Below are 15,273 nucleotides of genomic sequence, written 5' to 3'. Positions count from 1 at the left end.
GCTTGGCGCGCGCCTTGCTGATAATCGGAGGCATCGTCTATACACTATGCCCATCTGATTGACCGGAGAACGATCCATGTTGCTGTTTGCCCAGGCCGCTCCCGACGCGAAAGAACCTCAAGACGCGATTACCCGCCTGTCGGAGTTCTACAACGAAGCCTCGAACTTTGTAGTCGAGCAGGGACCTATCTGGATCACCAACGTGATTGCGGCGATTGTGGTCCTCTTTGCAGGCTGGGTCGCCGCGCGGGTCTTTCGCAGCTTGTTCAATCGAGCCCTGAACCGTAGTCGAATCGATAACACGCTCTCAGGATTTCTCTCGAACATCGCCTACGCCCTGATGATCGGCCTGGTGGTGATCGCGGCGCTCAATCAGTTGGGGATCAATACGACTTCCCTGGCCGCGGTCGTGGGTGCTGCTGGTCTGGCGATTGGCCTGGCGCTGCAAAGCTCGCTATCGAACTTTGCTTCCGGCATCATGTTGATTTTGTTCCGACCGTTCGGGGTGGGAGACTTCGTGGAAGTCGGCGGTGCGACCGGGATCGTGCAGGAAGTACATATTTTTCATACCGTGATGCGAACGATCGACAACAAGCGGGTGATCATTCCTAATGGCGAGATCACCGGCGACATCATTACCAACTTTACCGGACATGCGACGCGTATGATCGATCTGGAAATTGGTTGTGGCTACAACGATGACATTCGTGCCGTGAAACAGCTTTTCATCGAAATCCTGGAAGCGGACGAGCGGATCTTAAAAGACCCTGCCGTCGAAGTTCGTGTCTTTGAGCTAGGCGATAGCGCGATCATCTTTAAGGTTCGCGGCTGGGTACAAACTTCCGATTGGTGGGCGACGCGATGCGATATCGTGGAAGAGATTAAGGTGCGTATGGACGAAGAAGGATTCCATATTCCATTCCCACAGCGCGACGTGCACTTGTTCCAGGAAACGGAAAAACAATCGGCTTAGGGTGGCAGCTCAAGAAATAAAAAAGCGGTTACCGTCTTCTTGCCGGTAACCGCTTTTTACGTGGGGCCAAGGCAACAGCCTGGTTGCCTTGCTACTTCGCGAAATGGCCCTTCCTAGGCCACTGATTCGCGAACTGGTACGTAATGTTTGTTGATCAGGTCGTTCTGCAGCCAGAGCAGCTTGTTGAACGCCCGCAAGGTTTTCACTTCGGTTTCCCGGTCGAGACCCAGGCCGGTGATGGTGGCGATCAAAGCGTCGGCCACAAAGCCCATCAAGGCGTTCATCTGCACCAGGGGCACATCCAGTTCTTTGCTACCAGCTGCCGGCGTATGAATTTTGCCGACCGTGTCCAGATAGACCAGCATCTTTTCGTCGTACGGCTTAGTGACCAGCGATTCCAAGTAGCGGGCCAGGTGCTGCTTGCGAAACTTGATTTGCTCGTGATCCATGGAAAGTTCTTCGACCGAAGTCGGAACATCCCCTTCGTAGCCGTGCTGGCGGGGCACAAAGTGTCGCCAAGTGGCATCGTAGCCATGGAGTTTGTCGTAAACGGCATCGACCAAGGAGGGAACCAGGGGAGCAAGTGCCCCAGCAGCCCCATGAATGGCTTCGATGTCGTCCCCACCAAAACCTACGAATTCGAGCAAATAGCCGAAACGATAGGCCAAATCTGATTCCAAACGTGCTTCGTCGATCTGTTTCATGGCTAACCCAATCGAGTAAGTGATAATCTTAGGCTAAACTGGATGGGGCGGATACAATTCAGGATACCGATGTCCTGAATTGTTCTACCAATCTACGATTCGAATAATTGGATGTCAATGTCCAGTTTTGCTCCTGGTGTGGGAAATCGATGTTTTCACAAACCGTTGAATATGCGCTGCGAGCTGTCTGCCACCTGGCCTACACAGCTCCGGGAAGCTCTACCACCGAAGAAATTGCGAACAGCACCAAGGTGCCGATTGCGTATTTGTCGAAGGTTTTGCAGGGATTAGTCCGTGCCGGGGTCGTGAAGTCGCAGCGGGGGGTTGGCGGCGGGATCTCGCTGGTCAAGTCGCCGGAAGAGTTGACGATTCTGGAAGTGGTCAACGCGGTCGACCCGATCGTGCGGATTTCCTCGTGTCCGTTAGGCTTAAAGGCACACGGCAAGAACTTGTGCCCTCTTCATCGCCGTTTAGATAACGCCATGGCCAGCGTGGAAGAAGCGTTCAACGATACGACCTTGGCCGAAGTGATCGCCGAACCGACCACCAGCATTCCGCTTTGCGAGTTTCCCTCGGCTCGGCCCTCGAATAAGAAGCAGTAGCCAGCACCGTGCGTAGAAGAGGCCCGGCGATGATCCATCGCCGGGCCTTTTTCTTTTCTAGCGAGATTTCTTCGCTGGTCGTCGCTGGGCGGCTTCATCCGCTTCGACGGCTTCGACTTCAGCCTTCATGGCGGCTTCTTCTTCCGGCGTGAGTTCCGTGACCAGGTCGGTAGGCGTGCTCGATCCGCAGCCAACCAGCGTCCAGGATCCCAGTAGCAGTAGAGAGATATTCAACAGTTTCATCGTTTGCATCTTTCAATCGATTAAGCGGGGAAGTCCTCCTCGCGACATCATTTCATCGCGAGGAGGCTTGAGGGGAAGGGGGAACCCGACGGCGTCTTCGCTTACGGCCATTCAAAGACTTCGTAGTCGTTCGACAGCGACGCACGACGGAAGACTTCTTGGTCCACGGTGAAAGGAACCGAGCGGACGGAACCATCGGCCAGGCAGAAGTTCGTCACGCCCAGGTGCGACGAGCCGAAGTAGGCGTGCCACTGACCGAACTCGCCACCGTGGCTCAGGGCACTGTTGTCGAAGACCCAAGATCCCGAGTCATTCTTATGCACCGATTGGGTATCTGGGATCGGAGGCAAACCGATCGATACCGCGTTGTCTTTGTCGTAGCGGGCACCCCAGCGGATGACACATTGGTCCCAACCGGCGTTGACGTAGCGTTCGTTGTCGCCACCTTCGCTACCATGAGCGTCGGGGTGAAGTGCTTTTTCGCCAACCATGATCGTATTGGACGAACCGTCTTGAATACGTTCGATCACCATTTCCTTGCCGAGCTTGTTGTTCACGACGACACCCTTCTTGCCGGGGCTGGTTCCTTTGTTGGCACCATCATCGTGCCATTCGCCACCGTTTCCGGCGTAGTCCGTCCGGTAGTATCCGCTGTAGGCGGTCGGAGCGCGACGCGAGGGGCAATAAAAACCGAACACTGGGTTACGGGCGATGATGCTTGCCGAGTTGCCGACATCATTCTTGTCGCCCAGGTCATACAGGTTCTGCTGTTCGAGAAACGGCATGATGTGATAGGTCCAGTTCAGGTAGTCGATCTGAGTGGCCGAGCAGCAGTCGCCGGAGTCGCCCAGCGGTACCGAACTGTTCTTATCGGCGCCGCCAAAAGGAAGGTGCCCGTAAGTGTCTTGGAAGTTGTGGAATGCGAGACCAATTTGCTTGAGGTTATTGGTGCATTGCATGCGGCGTGCGGCTTCACGAGCTTGCTGTACCGCAGGCAGCAACAGGGCGATCAAGATACCGATGATGGCGATCACCACCAGCAATTCGACCAGTGTGAAACCAGTACGAGGGGACGTTTGCAGCTTTGGGGAGTGGAACATGGACTTCAATGATTCCTGTACTTTCGCGATTGCACGCCATGTTAGGTGGGACAGCGTGTTGGCGGGCATGCCGTTCAATTAATTAAGGAATGCGGCAGATCGCGGCCTCTTCTTCTTACCGAGCTCATCCGCTTTTCCTGGGTCCGTTCCCAGGACTGGGCTCGTGATGCAACGGAAGCTAATTGGGAATCATGAAGCGAAAATGAAGCCTATTGAAATGTGACTGTGAAGACATTTTTGTGGATCTGAAGTAAAAAAAGTTGCCCTTTGAGTAGGTGGTGTGATCAATGGAACTCTCGTTTGTGCGCAGCATTTCCTTCGCTTTGCGCAGCGTGAAAGCTGGCGATGAAAGTTCCTGGCTAAGGGGGCAGATTCTTGACAACGGAGCGGCTTCCCGTCGTGATTGGAGTCCTCTTATTGGTTTCTTAATCGCTTGCAGGCGGTCCAGACGCGTTCTTCAACCGCGGTCTCCCTTCGAACTGGGAGTGAGGTCAAAGCCTGAATCGAGTCAGATCTATTTCGCGATTTATTGCTTGCGGGTTGCCATTCGATTTGCGGCTGTTGATCGGTTCACGGATTTATCTGCTAGCAAATTCGCTGCGATTCCGGGCTCTAGATAAGGTTTGCCGGTTGGCACAATCGAGAAGTCGATTAATTCTGGTTTCTCCAATAATTCCCACGATGGAAGCATGGAGAGTCACTGTGGGGGATGCCGAGAAATGACTACAACGGCTGCGTTCGCGCATGGACGTAGTGAACACCCTAATCGTTTGAACCGAATCAAGGACGAACTCATGGATTGCCGCTCTTGGATGGTGGCGCTGGCTGCCCTGATGGCTCCAATGGCCTCGATTTCATCGAGTCTGGCAGCTGACTGCGCTTGCGCTCCGAAGAAATGCGAGTGCGTGAGTCCCTGTCCTCCTTCGCCGTGTCCGCCGGGCCATTACTACCAGGCTCCGAGCGACGATGATTCGCAGGCACCGAAGATTCCGATGGACGACATGCCCATGACGGATGATCTGACGCAGCCGGCCGATGATCTTCCGCCAATGCCGTCGCCAGCGACCACGTTCGCTACATCGACCCAGTTTGCTTCCGCTTCCGAAGGCATGGGTTTTCGCGATGCGACGATCGGTGACTTCTTCGGCAACACGGCACGCATCGCCGGTCCTAGCTACGGCGGTACCTTGCCAGAAGATGGTTTCAACATTCCAATCGGTGGTGGCGATCGTCGCTACAAGATTACCGAAAACGTGAGCCCGATTCCTGTCGATCGTTGGTTCGTCAATTACAACCACTTCAGCCAGCCGGTCCGCAACATTAGCCGCGAAGGAATCGATGTAGACCGCGTTACGCTCGGCTTGGAAAAGACCATCCTTAATGGTTCTTCCTCGATTGAATTCCGCCTGCCGATTGTTGGTGGCCTTGACAGGTCGCAACAGTTAAACGCATCGGGCGATCAATCGGCGGTCGAGTTCGGTAACCTGAATTTGGTCTTCAAAAGCATCTTGTACCAGTGTGGCGATCAGTCGGCGATCACTGCTGGTCTGACCCTGAATTTGCCAACGGCAGCAGACGGTGAACTTCTGGATGGAACGGGCAATCTCATCGCGGTTGTCGACAACCAGTCGGTCCACTTGCTGCCCTTTATCGCTTACTATCGTCAGCACTCGTCACGCACCTGGTCGACCGCCATCATGCAGCTTGACTTTGATGTAAACGGGACGACATTTCTCCTGCCAGATGATATGGGGGGGAGTGACATTAAGTTCGGCCGATATCAGGAACAGAACTTCCTGTATCTCGACTACTCGCTGGGTCACTGGTTCTACGAAGATTGCAGTGGATGCGGATTCATCCGCCGTGCAGCCGTGATCGGCGAACTTCACTACTCGACCACCATCAACGATACCGACACGGCCAGTGCAGGTCCTACGATGGGCGACGTGGTGACCAACCCGTTCAATCGTATCGATGTGCTCAATGCAACCGCGGGTCTTCGCTTTCAGCTGGGTGACAACTACCTGCTGACGGCCGCCGCCGTGGCTCCGTTGAAAGATGGCGAAAACAAGCTGTTCGATAGCGAAATCGCGATTCTGCTGACGCGTCGCTACTAAACCGAATCGCGACTAGAAGAAACCGCCCCCACCTTCACTCGAATTAAACGTTGGTGGGCTGGGGTTAACAGTAGGCGACTCATTCTGCTGATCCGTTGTCGGCGTCGGTTCATCCGGAGATGACTCTTCCGCTGGTACGTCTTCCTCGAGCGGTGGTGCATTGAGGCCTTGGCTGGCCAGGTAACTTGCGACGGTACGCTGCACATCGCGGCTCTGGCGAACGAAGACGCCACTGTGGGTCGCATCGGCGAAGTACTCATCGTCCGCCCAACTTTGCGGAGCAACGACCTGCTTCAAACGCTCGGCGATGCGGGCAAACTTTTCTCGGGAGAACTCCCCGGCGCGAGACTCCTCTGGTGTGTATGAGACCACGATAATGCTTTCGCCAACGTGAGGTTCCGAAACATCGGCGGGCCGGCTGATAGGAGCTGGCATCGATCGAGGAATGATATTCAAGGACTGGGGAGACGTCTTTTTCGGTTTCGCGGTGCGGACTTGTTCCAGAAGCTCAGCGACTTTGCGGTGAACGTCACCCAATTGCGTGACGACCAGGCAATCGGTGTAGGGGAAAGGTGCCAGCGAACCCGGACCTCCCAATTCTTCCCATGACTCGGGCTCGACCGTAGTGGTAATAGCCTCAATCAAGATGTCGAACTCGCCGGATACATTCCGTTTGGTCCGTTCTTTTCCGGTGTTAGGATCGTATCGCACGAGGTCCTTAACCGGGTAAACAAGCGTTTCGAGTTCGCTTTCGGCTTCTTCCGGTGTGGTGACAATTACGACTTCTCCGAAGATCACCGTCGTTAATTCGAGTTTCTCGCCGAGAACATCGAGCATGTAATCGATACTGGCATCGCTCAGTTTCAACGTGACAGGGGTGCGGTTCGACAATCCAATATCTTCCAAGGCACGATTATCGATCATCATGGGTAGGCGACCGAATTTTGAAATGGCGGCGACCGCACTTTCAAGCGGGGCGTTTGTTAAAGTGATCGTCGTACGTGCCTGACGCAGTTGCCGTTCGACTTTTTCGGCCTGCGGACCATAGGGGGAAATCGACTTCATCATCGGAAGGCCGGCTTGCCGAGGGGACTTCTGTACACGACGCAACGTCGCGAAGAGACCTTGAAGTCGGCGATGGTTTTGATAGCTCTGCGTAATGATGACGCCGTTACGAAGCGGTGCGATGCTGCCAGGGCCCCCCAGTTCTTCCCACGATTCGGGATCAATGCACGTGGTGAGCATTTGGATCAAGATATCGAAGTTGGGATTAGGATCGTTGAAGAGATCTTCGACGGCGTAAAACTTCGTGCGCAGGTTCGATTCTTCTTCCTCTGGCGTGGTGATAACAACACTGCCCGTATCCATCACATAGACCAGGTCCAGCTCTTTGAGCATCAAGTAAAGCAGCGTCTCTGCCGCGATCTCAGGCATGTTGAACGTGATCGGAACGTCGGCACTGAGCCCGACATCTTCGAGCGCTCTCTCGTCGATCCGCATCGGTATGCCGGTCCGCTGCGTAAATGTCTGGACCACTTCCTGAAGTGGAATGTCGACAACCTGCAGGCTCAGCCGCGCGGCTTGAACGCGCTTCTCCATCGCGTCGATCTGTTGATACTCTGGAGAATTGGTGTTGGGAAGAACAATGGGATCGGGGTCTGCCTGCGACGGCCCACCGAATTGACCGAATGCCGAATGACCCAGCACAGAGCCGATCAGGCAGACGATGGCAACGGTGCGAAGCAACGTTCGTGCAACAAATAGCGGTGGTAACATAGGACGTTCCATCGATCGTTAAAAGAATCCGCCTTGCTGGCCGTTGACCGAGTTCTGGAATGGCGAACCCATGCCTTGAGCTTCGGCGTCAAAGCCTGAGGAAGCGTTTGGGCCTGAGCTTCCATGCGCGTTGACTGGGGACCGATCGCTGCTAAGGGATGGGGCAGGCAAGCCGATACCGACCTGGTCGAGAAACTCTCCGATTTTCTCGTGCACTTCGCGAGTATGACGAATGATGAGGCCCGCTTGAGTCGCAAGGATGAAATAGTCGTCGCTGTTCCAGGTGTCCGCGACGATAAGCTGTTCGACCTGACGTCCGATGGCCTGGAAGTCTTCACGGGTGAAGTCTGATGAAGTATCGGTCACCTGGTACGGGACATATTTGACCGTCAACAACTGGCTGCGAATTTGCTCGATTTGCTGGGTCAGCGTCTCGGTATCAACCGCGTTCTCTTGCGAACGGAGTTGATGTAGCAGTTCGGCAACTTTCTCGTGCATTGCGCGGTGATGCCTTACAACGAGGCAGTCGCACATCGGATAGTATGTAATCGAACCCGGACCGCCCAGATGTTCCCACGTTTCAGGCTCGATTGCTGTCGTGATTGAATCGACTAAGCCACCGAAGTCGGGTAGTTTGGGCAGATCGGTCGTCTTCAAGTTGGCCCGCCCGGCGGCATGATTTACGGTACTTGGGAGACTACGAGTGGCCTGCCAAAGCTGTTGGCGGAGTTCCGGATCTCGAATGTCGAGCCCGTGCCAAACGAGATCACGTACCGGATAGACTCGGATTTCCCATGCGCGTTGGGCATAGGTCGATGAAGTCATAACGATCATTCCATCGACGGGATGCCAACCAAGATCGTGCTGCTGGCAGAGGATCGTAAGCGTCTGCTTCACCGACAGCTCTTTCGCCTGGATCGTGATCGGCAGGTCGGTTGAATACCCAACATCACTCAGGCTTCGCCGGTCGAGATGAATCGGGATCTCGCTCACATCCGAGAGAAAGTCCGTCACTTCTTCCAGCGATACGTCGATGAACTCGATGGGAACGTGGGTTGAGTTGAGTTTGGCCTCGAGATCCGCTGATTGTTGTTGAGAAGGAAAGACCGAAACGGAGGCTGTGGTATAAGAATCACTCGATAGCTCTTTCACTTCACGTAAACGTGTGAGCAAGCTTTCGATGTTGCGGTGGGCCAGATCGGTGCTATCGACAATCAGGCTCTTCTGAAAACACGAAATGCTGCCAGGCCCGCCCAGGTGTTCCCAAAGATGCGCTTCGACGGATGATGTGATCACGCCGATTAAGATATCGGGATCAGATAGGGGACCTTCGTGGATCAGATCACTGACAGGATAAACACGGCGAACCAGTCTGGATTCCGCTACCTCCCACGTGGTAACCACCACGCCCGTTGAATCGACCAGATAAGTCAGGTCAAGCTCTTGCAAGAGGAGTCTTAGCAGGGACCGCGTCGAGATGTTGCGGGCATTCAAGCTGACCGGCACGTCGCCCGCAACTCCGATATCATCGAGTGCTCGTTGGTCGACGCGGATGGGGATATCCGCCTGCTCAGAAACAAACTGCAGCGCGTCACTCAAAGGTGAGTCGATGACCTCGAGTTCGGATTTCGCGTTTCGCAACTTTTCGTGCCATCGCTGGACCTGGGCTTGGGAAGCTTGGGCTGCGGGGTCAGCGACGATCTTAATCGAGCGAAACGCTTCGCCAGGCTCTTCTTGGGCCCATGTCGGAGAAACGAAGAATACGAGCAGCAGAGCCGAAAAGGGAAACGCGCGCATCGAAAACTCCTCGGTTCGGAGCAGGGGAGGGATGGAGGTCCGGTATCACCCTAGCCGAGGGGAGAATTGCGTGCAACGATTTGGTTTGTTTTATCCCGGCCAAACCTACGAGGGCCTGATTCGCTTGCCGTTGATGGTGATATCGCCCAGGCGAGGCTTCCCTTCATCGGGCACGAGGACTTCGACGCGGACTTTCTCCCACTGACCATCTTCGATCTCTTTCTCGCGAACGAAGGTCAGTCGGCGATGTCCATCGGTAAAGTTTTCGCCAAACGAGAAGTCATCGATGGTGAATGGGGTCGACGCCGGCGAATACTTTTTGAGCCCCTCGTTGGCCAGCGGAATTTGCCGGGCAATGGCCTCTTTTCCTCCGGCTCTGACCAGGCCAATCAAATCGGTATAGGTTTGCATTACTTGTTGGTAACGTCGGATCATGTGATCTCGATGGGCGGTCGCCGAAGGCCAGCCATATTCACAGGTCAGCGTGATGACCTTCTCTTCGTCGCGTAGCAGATAACAGTCCTGACTCCCATCCCAGCGGTTCCCTTGACCGTTAAACCAGGCACCTGAAATATGCTGGATGGTCGCATCTTCCAGGAGTGTCTTTCGTAACGCCGCGATCTCATCATCCGAAAGCTTCAGCCGTGACTCTCGCTCGCGGTTATCCTTGGGCACGATGGCCGTTCCGTCCTTCAGCACGCGTATTCGGTAGATCGGATCGGTACCACCAAATTTGATGGATCCGAAGTGAATCCATGCCAGTAGGTCGCCTTCTCGCTTGGGCAAAGCCAGCGAATCGAGCTCGACCACAATTACTTTCGCATTGCCTTCCGGCGACTGGGCAACAGCGATCGCTGGGCACACTAGCGAAGCCGAGCAGGCAAAAACGATCAGAATCGACGCGTAACGTTGCCACATGACGAGATTCCTTTACGGGGAAAGCAACAACCTAGTTTGTGCTCTAGACGCACTTTAAGAAAGACGAATTGGAGTTCCGTTTGGTTCTTAAAACACCAGCCGTGGACTTTTGCTTGTCATAAATGAAGTCGCACGGCATAATCACCGTTCCTTCCACGTCGCGCTTTTTCTTATACGGAATGATATCCCGGGAAAGTAAGGCAAATAGTTTGTTTTTTCAAGTTTTGAAACCTGTTCGTATGGGGTTGGTTCGCGTTCTGTCTGGCTTGTTGCTAGGGCTGTGGATGACCACGGTGTGCTTGGCTGCAAGTGACGCAGAACTGCAAAAAGCAGCCCAGGGAGAGAAGCTTACCGAAGACGAGTTTGTGTCGGTGAAGAAGGCCGTCATTAAGGAGGCCCGCTCCGGGTTTCGCTCGACCGGCGCGATGCAGCAGCTGATTGGCAAGTTGAAAGAGGTTCCGGCCGTTGAGATCGGTCCCGAGAAGGAGAACCGCTTTCAAGTTCTCGAGCATCCGTTAGTCGCGCTGCGAATGATCGTCGAAGCCGAACTGGCAGGCAGTGTGCTTCCGCCCGATCAATTGAAGAAGCATCCTTCGGCCGATAAGTTCCCCGGCACCATCCATCGGGCGATCAAGCCTGAGGTTCAGTTTTGCGAGATCGATGCGAACTCGTATCGCTGGCAGAGTACCGGGCTTTACGCTCCGCCAGGGGAAGTCGTGCATGTGATGATTCCGGAAGAGTATGTCGACGCCGGTTGGAAGCTGCGGATCGGTGCCAATAGCACCACGATCGACATTCCACGCCACTCGCGACTGAATCGTTTTCCGAAGATCGATCGCGTTTACGAGTTGAAGAAGCGAACGACCGAGGTCGCTTGTTCCTTCGGTGGCTTGCTGTACGTCGAATTGCCGACTCCGAAGGCCAAGACGTTTCTGGCTAAGAATAGTGATATCTACGACCTGGTCGACCACTATGATCCACCAGCCAAGAAGATGGTTCAGCTACGTTTTTCCAACGTAGTCCAGGCTCCGCGTTATGTGCATGGCGAAACGAACGTCCAAGAGTGGCGAGCCACCATCCGCAGCTATCCGGCACCCTATGCCGAGATTGGTAGTGATAAGGTGATCTTCACGTTGCCATCGAAGTTTGTCCGCCGACTCGATACGCCAGACCTGGCAATGGAGAAATGGGACGCACTGATCGACGCCATGAGCGAACTGTCAGGCCGACCGAAGACGAAGCCGTTTCCGCATCGCTTCTTGATCGATGCCCACGTGAACTGGGGCGCGGCCTTTGCCGGCTATCCGATCAATGCTCCGCACGGCTGGGCCGAAGCGATTGTCCGCGGTGAGCCTGAGTGGGGCCATGCTCACGAGTTGGGGCATCTGCACCAGCATCGTGCCTGGACCTATCAACGCACCGGCGAAGTGACCGTCAACATCTTTGCTGCATACGCGCTGGAGAAAGTGAATGGACGTACTCACGATCGTGCGACACGCGAGACCGTGGTCGAGAATGCTCGGCGGTACTTGAGCCGCCCGATTGAAGAGCGGAACTGGATGACGGTCAACGGAGCCCTGTTCGAACGTCTGGCTTTCTACACGATGCTTTCGTATGAGTTTGGCTGGGAACCGTTCAAGCAGGTCTTTCGCGAGTACCGTGAACTACCGCTCGACCAACATCCCAAGTCGGATGTCGACCGGGCCAGCGATTTCCTGATCCGCATGTCCCATGCGACCAATCGCAACTTGGGGCCTTACTTTACCGAGTGGGGTGTCCAGGTTAATGACGCTGCCCTGGCAGAAGTGAAGTCGCTTCCTGCTTGGGAATCACCCATGATGAAAGAGGCGATGGCTAAGGGAACTTAGTTGACGCCTACGAGTTCAACGTTCCCTTGGTGCTTGGCACGCCTGGGGAACGTGGGTCGAGTTCGACAGCCATCCGTAAGCTTCGCGCGGCGCACTTAAAGATCGCCTCGCTGATGTGATGGTTGTTGCGGCCGTAATGGATGTTCACGTGGAAGTTGCACAGGGCATTGGCGGCCAGGGCCTGCCAGAAGTCTTCGACCAGTTCGGTATCGAAGTCGCCGATCTTTTCGGTCGTGAACGGGGCATTGAACACCAGGTAATACCGGCCGCTTAAGTCCCAGACCGTGCTGCACAGGGTTTCTTCCATCGGCAGCGAGAAGTGACCGTAGCGACGGATCCCCTTCTTGTCGCCGATCGCCTGCAGAATCGCCTGGCCGATGCAGATGCCGGTATCTTCGACCGTGTGATGCTGGTCGACGTGCAGGTCCCCTTTCACATCGACCGACAAATCGAAACAGCCATGCCGCGTGAAGAGATGCAGCATGTGATCGAAGAAGCCCACGCCGGTGCTTCCGGAGAAGTTGCCGGAGCCGTCGAGGTTCAGCTCGAGCTTGATCTGGGTTTCGTTCGTGTCGCGTTCGATTTTGGCGGTGCGAGTCATGGGCGAGCGATTATGCGGGTTCTATGAGTTCTGCTGAAGGTACTGCTCGATCAAGTCCAAGCATACGTCGGTTTGACCGTCGGTGCCGACCGAGATCCGAATTCCCTCGGTAATTCCTGGGTATTGCATGTATCTGATCAGAACGTGGTTCTGCTTGAGGAATTCGTAAATCGGTTTGAGTTTGACGCCTGGTTGCGTCGCCCAGACGAAGTTGGCCTGCGAATCCGGCACCGTAAAGCCCATCTCGCGTAGCCGCTTCGTCATGCGGGCTCGCGTGGCAACGATCTTGGCTTTGTTTTCAGCGACCCACTGCTGATCGTCGATCGCGGCCAGCCCGCCAGCCAACGAAAGGGCATCGCAGTTGTAGCTGTCTTTGACCTTCATCAACTGCTCGATGATCTGCGGTTGGGCCACCAGAAAACCAAAGCGGAGGCCGGCCAGGGCGTACGACTTGCTGAGCGTCCGCGAGACCATGATCTTCTCGTTTTCTTTCACGAGATCGATGCAGTTGTCGTCGGCGAAATCGGCATACGCTTCGTCGATTAAAATGGGGCAGGGAAGCGAGTCGGCAATCGTTCGCAGTTGCTCCTTAGGAACGACCGTTCCACTGGGGCTGTTAGGGTTGGGCAGGAAGGCCAGCTTCAGGTGATTGCTGGCGGTGCCGAATGATTCAGGCAGGGTCCAATCTTCATTGAACTGGATCTCTTCGCTATCGGCCCCTTGGATCTCGGCCAGTGTCTTGTAGAGGATGTAGCTGGGCGTCGGTAGCCGCAGCCATTCGCCATCGCCAACGAAACCGCGGGTGAGGATGGTCAGGATATCGTCGCTGCCGTTGCCGCAGAGGATCCAGTCGGGCTCAACCCCGAGCACTTCCGCCGCGCGAATGCGAAACGCCGTCCCGATCGGATCAGGGTACTTCTCCAGGCCCTGATCCAGACGCTGACGAATGGCCTCGGCGACCTTTGACGAGGCAGGGTAGGGGTTTTCGTTGGTATTCAGCTTGATGAACTTCCCGCCTTGCGGTTGTTCGCCCGGCTTGTAACCAGCGATCGCTTCAATCTCAGGACGAAAGTAGCCCATGGTGTTCCCAGTGTGTTATTCAGATTCCGTGCGAATCGTGACGCTTCGCTTGTGTGCAGTTAGACCTTCTTTGTCGGCCAGCGTGGTGACCAACGGGGCGATCGCCTTAAGGCCATCTTCGGTGAAGTGAATCACGCTGCGCGAACGCAGGAAGTCGTTGGCCGATAGCCCGCTTGCCCAGTGGGCTGTGGCACCGGTCGGCAAAACGTGCGATGGACCAGCCGCATAATCACCCAGCGCAACCGGAGTGTAGTTACCCAGGAAGGTCGCACCGGCGGTGAGGATCTTCTCAGCGGTCGCTTCGCTATCGGTCGTCGTGATGTGTAGGTGTTCCGGAGCCAGCTCGGTGGCGATGCGGCAGGCCTCGTCTTCGTCTTGAGTGACAATAACCGCGCCGAAGTCAATCAGGCTTTGAACCGTCAAATCGCAGCGTTCCAAAACGGCAACTTGTTTCTCCAGTTCTGTCAGCGCGGCATCGATCAGAGACTCGTCCCAACTGATCAGGACGCTACTGCCAGGCGAATGTTCGGCCTGGGCCAACATATCGGCGGCAATATATTCAGGCTTGGCCGTCGTATCGGCTACCACGACCACTTCGCTTGGTCCGGCAATCGAATCGATGTCGACTTCGCCGAAGACATGCTTCTTGGCCAGCGCCACAAACAAGTTGCCAGGCCCGACAATCTTCTGCACCTTCGGAAGGCCTTCGACGCCGTAGGCCAAGGCGGCCACACCTTGGGCTCCGCCGACACGGTAAACTTCCTTCACGCCCAGTTCCGCGCAGGTTGCCAGGAGATCCAAGTTGTATGAACCAAACGGAGTTGGCGGAGCGATCACGACGAGTTCTTCCACCCCAGCGGCTTGTGCCGGAACGGCCGTCATGAGAACGGTCGACGGGTAAGCCGCCGCGCCCCCTGGCACGCAGATGCCCACTCGCTTGAGCGGAGCATAGCGATGACGCAATTTGCCACCATGTTCGATCGGGACTTCAACGTCCTTGTGCAGGATGGCCGTTTGAAAACGCAGAATGTTTTCGCGAATGTCGCGGATCGTTTGCAGAAACGCAGGATCGGCCGCTTCGTGGGCCAGGCGTAGTTCTTCGTCGGAGACGCGAATGGTCGAAGCGTATAGCTGCTTGCCGTCCAGGGCCTTGCCGTATTCGAGCACAGCAGCCAGCCCGTCGCTTTCGACGTCCGCACAGATTCTCTGCACCACCTGCAGTGGGCTGAGAGGTTCACCAAATACTTCCATCGTCCGCTTGCGACCCGCTTCGCTGACAACATCCCCCTTAGGGCTGAGCTTATCGCGTACCTGTTGCAATTGTGCTTCGACGTCGTCGTGCCGGGTATCAATCCGGGCGATTTTCGACTTCAGATCCATTTCGGCTTTCTGGGGGCTGGATAGCAAACGGTCTCAGTATTGGGAAAACATACTATTTTGCTGCACGAGGCACTCAGTGGAAAGGGGCGAATCCTTGTCGATTCCCGAATCTGG

At 55.4% G+C, this 15,273-nt stretch carries 13 protein-coding genes; 4 read left to right on the top strand and 9 right to left on the bottom strand.

The annotated features are described in order from the left end of the window. The first annotated feature begins 76 nt into the window (after nt 1-76). Nucleotides 77-973, top strand: coding sequence for a mechanosensitive ion channel family protein (locus PSR63_RS03990; RefSeq protein ID WP_274330938.1), 897 nt, complete (start codon nt 77-79; stop codon nt 971-973). A 113-nt stretch (nt 974-1,086) separates the two neighbouring features. Here PSR63_RS03990 and PSR63_RS03985 read toward each other — a convergent pair whose 3' ends face one another. Continuing rightward, a complete protein-coding gene (locus tag PSR63_RS03985; protein ID WP_274330936.1) occupies nt 1,087-1,677 on the bottom strand; it encodes a protoglobin family protein in 591 nt (196 codons plus the stop codon). 149 nt (nt 1,678-1,826) lie between these two features. On the opposite strand from PSR63_RS03985, the gene PSR63_RS03980 reads away from it, so the two are divergent. Continuing rightward, a complete protein-coding gene (locus PSR63_RS03980; RefSeq protein WP_274330935.1) occupies nt 1,827-2,279 on the top strand; it encodes an RrF2 family transcriptional regulator in 453 nt (150 codons plus the stop codon). Between the two features lie 57 nt (nt 2,280-2,336). On the opposite strand, the gene PSR63_RS03975 is transcribed toward PSR63_RS03980, so the two are convergent. Then, nucleotides 2,337-2,522 (bottom strand): hypothetical protein, encoded by a 186-nt coding sequence (locus PSR63_RS03975; protein ID WP_274330933.1) that lies wholly within the window; start codon nt 2,520-2,522, stop codon nt 2,337-2,339. Nucleotides 2,523-2,623: 101 nt separating this feature from the next. Next, nucleotides 2,624-3,622, bottom strand: coding sequence for a DUF1559 domain-containing protein (locus PSR63_RS03970; RefSeq protein ID WP_274330931.1), 999 nt, complete (start codon nt 3,620-3,622; stop codon nt 2,624-2,626). 719 nt (nt 3,623-4,341) lie between these two features. Here PSR63_RS03970 and PSR63_RS03965 point away from each other — a divergent pair. Beyond that, on the top strand, nt 4,342-5,739 hold the full coding sequence (locus PSR63_RS03965) for a hypothetical protein (RefSeq protein WP_274330929.1): 1,398 nt from the start codon (nt 4,342-4,344) through the stop codon (nt 5,737-5,739). Nucleotides 5,740-5,751: 12 nt separating this feature from the next. Here the strand turns inward: PSR63_RS03965 and PSR63_RS03960 are convergent, their stop codons facing one another. The 3 genes from PSR63_RS03960 to PSR63_RS03950 all read right to left on the bottom strand — a co-directional run bounded on the left by PSR63_RS03960 (nt 5,752) and on the right by PSR63_RS03950 (nt 10,230). After that, complete coding sequence (locus tag PSR63_RS03960; protein ID WP_274330927.1) at nt 5,752-7,515, bottom strand: hypothetical protein; 1,764 nt, start codon at nt 7,513-7,515, stop codon at nt 5,752-5,754. Nucleotides 7,516-7,533: 18 nt separating this feature from the next. Then, a complete protein-coding gene (locus tag PSR63_RS03955; protein ID WP_274330925.1) occupies nt 7,534-9,312 on the bottom strand; it encodes a hypothetical protein in 1,779 nt (592 codons plus the stop codon). A 105-nt stretch (nt 9,313-9,417) separates the two neighbouring features. Then, nucleotides 9,418-10,230, bottom strand: a complete 813-nt coding sequence (locus PSR63_RS03950; RefSeq protein ID WP_274330923.1) for a hypothetical protein — start codon at nt 10,228-10,230, stop codon at nt 9,418-9,420. A gap of 239 nt (nt 10,231-10,469) precedes the next feature. On the opposite strand from PSR63_RS03950, the gene PSR63_RS03945 reads away from it, so the two are divergent. Next, nucleotides 10,470-12,098, top strand: a complete 1,629-nt coding sequence (locus PSR63_RS03945) for a M60 family metallopeptidase (RefSeq protein ID WP_274330921.1) — start codon at nt 10,470-10,472, stop codon at nt 12,096-12,098. Between the two features lie 7 nt (nt 12,099-12,105). Here PSR63_RS03945 and hisB read toward each other — a convergent pair whose 3' ends face one another. The 3 genes from hisB to hisD are packed head-to-tail and all read right to left on the bottom strand — an operon-like array spanning nt 12,106 to nt 15,159. Further along, nucleotides 12,106-12,699 (bottom strand): imidazoleglycerol-phosphate dehydratase HisB, encoded by a 594-nt coding sequence (gene hisB / locus PSR63_RS03940; RefSeq protein ID WP_274330920.1) that lies wholly within the window; start codon nt 12,697-12,699, stop codon nt 12,106-12,108. A 21-nt stretch (nt 12,700-12,720) separates the two neighbouring features. After that, nucleotides 12,721-13,779, bottom strand: a complete 1,059-nt coding sequence (gene hisC / locus PSR63_RS03935) for a histidinol-phosphate transaminase (protein ID WP_274330919.1) — start codon at nt 13,777-13,779, stop codon at nt 12,721-12,723. A 15-nt stretch (nt 13,780-13,794) separates the two neighbouring features. Further along, nucleotides 13,795-15,159: a histidinol dehydrogenase gene (gene hisD, locus PSR63_RS03930; protein WP_274330917.1), complete on the bottom strand. Its 1,365-nt coding sequence runs from the start codon at nt 15,157-15,159 to the stop codon at nt 13,795-13,797. Nucleotides 15,160-15,273 lie beyond the last annotated feature (114 nt).

Source organism: Bremerella sp. P1, from assembly GCF_028748185.1.
Lineage (GTDB): Bacteria > Planctomycetota > Planctomycetia > Pirellulales > Pirellulaceae > Bremerella.
Note: the sequence above shows the minus strand (reverse complement) of the source record. Positions and strands in the feature narration are given on the sequence as shown.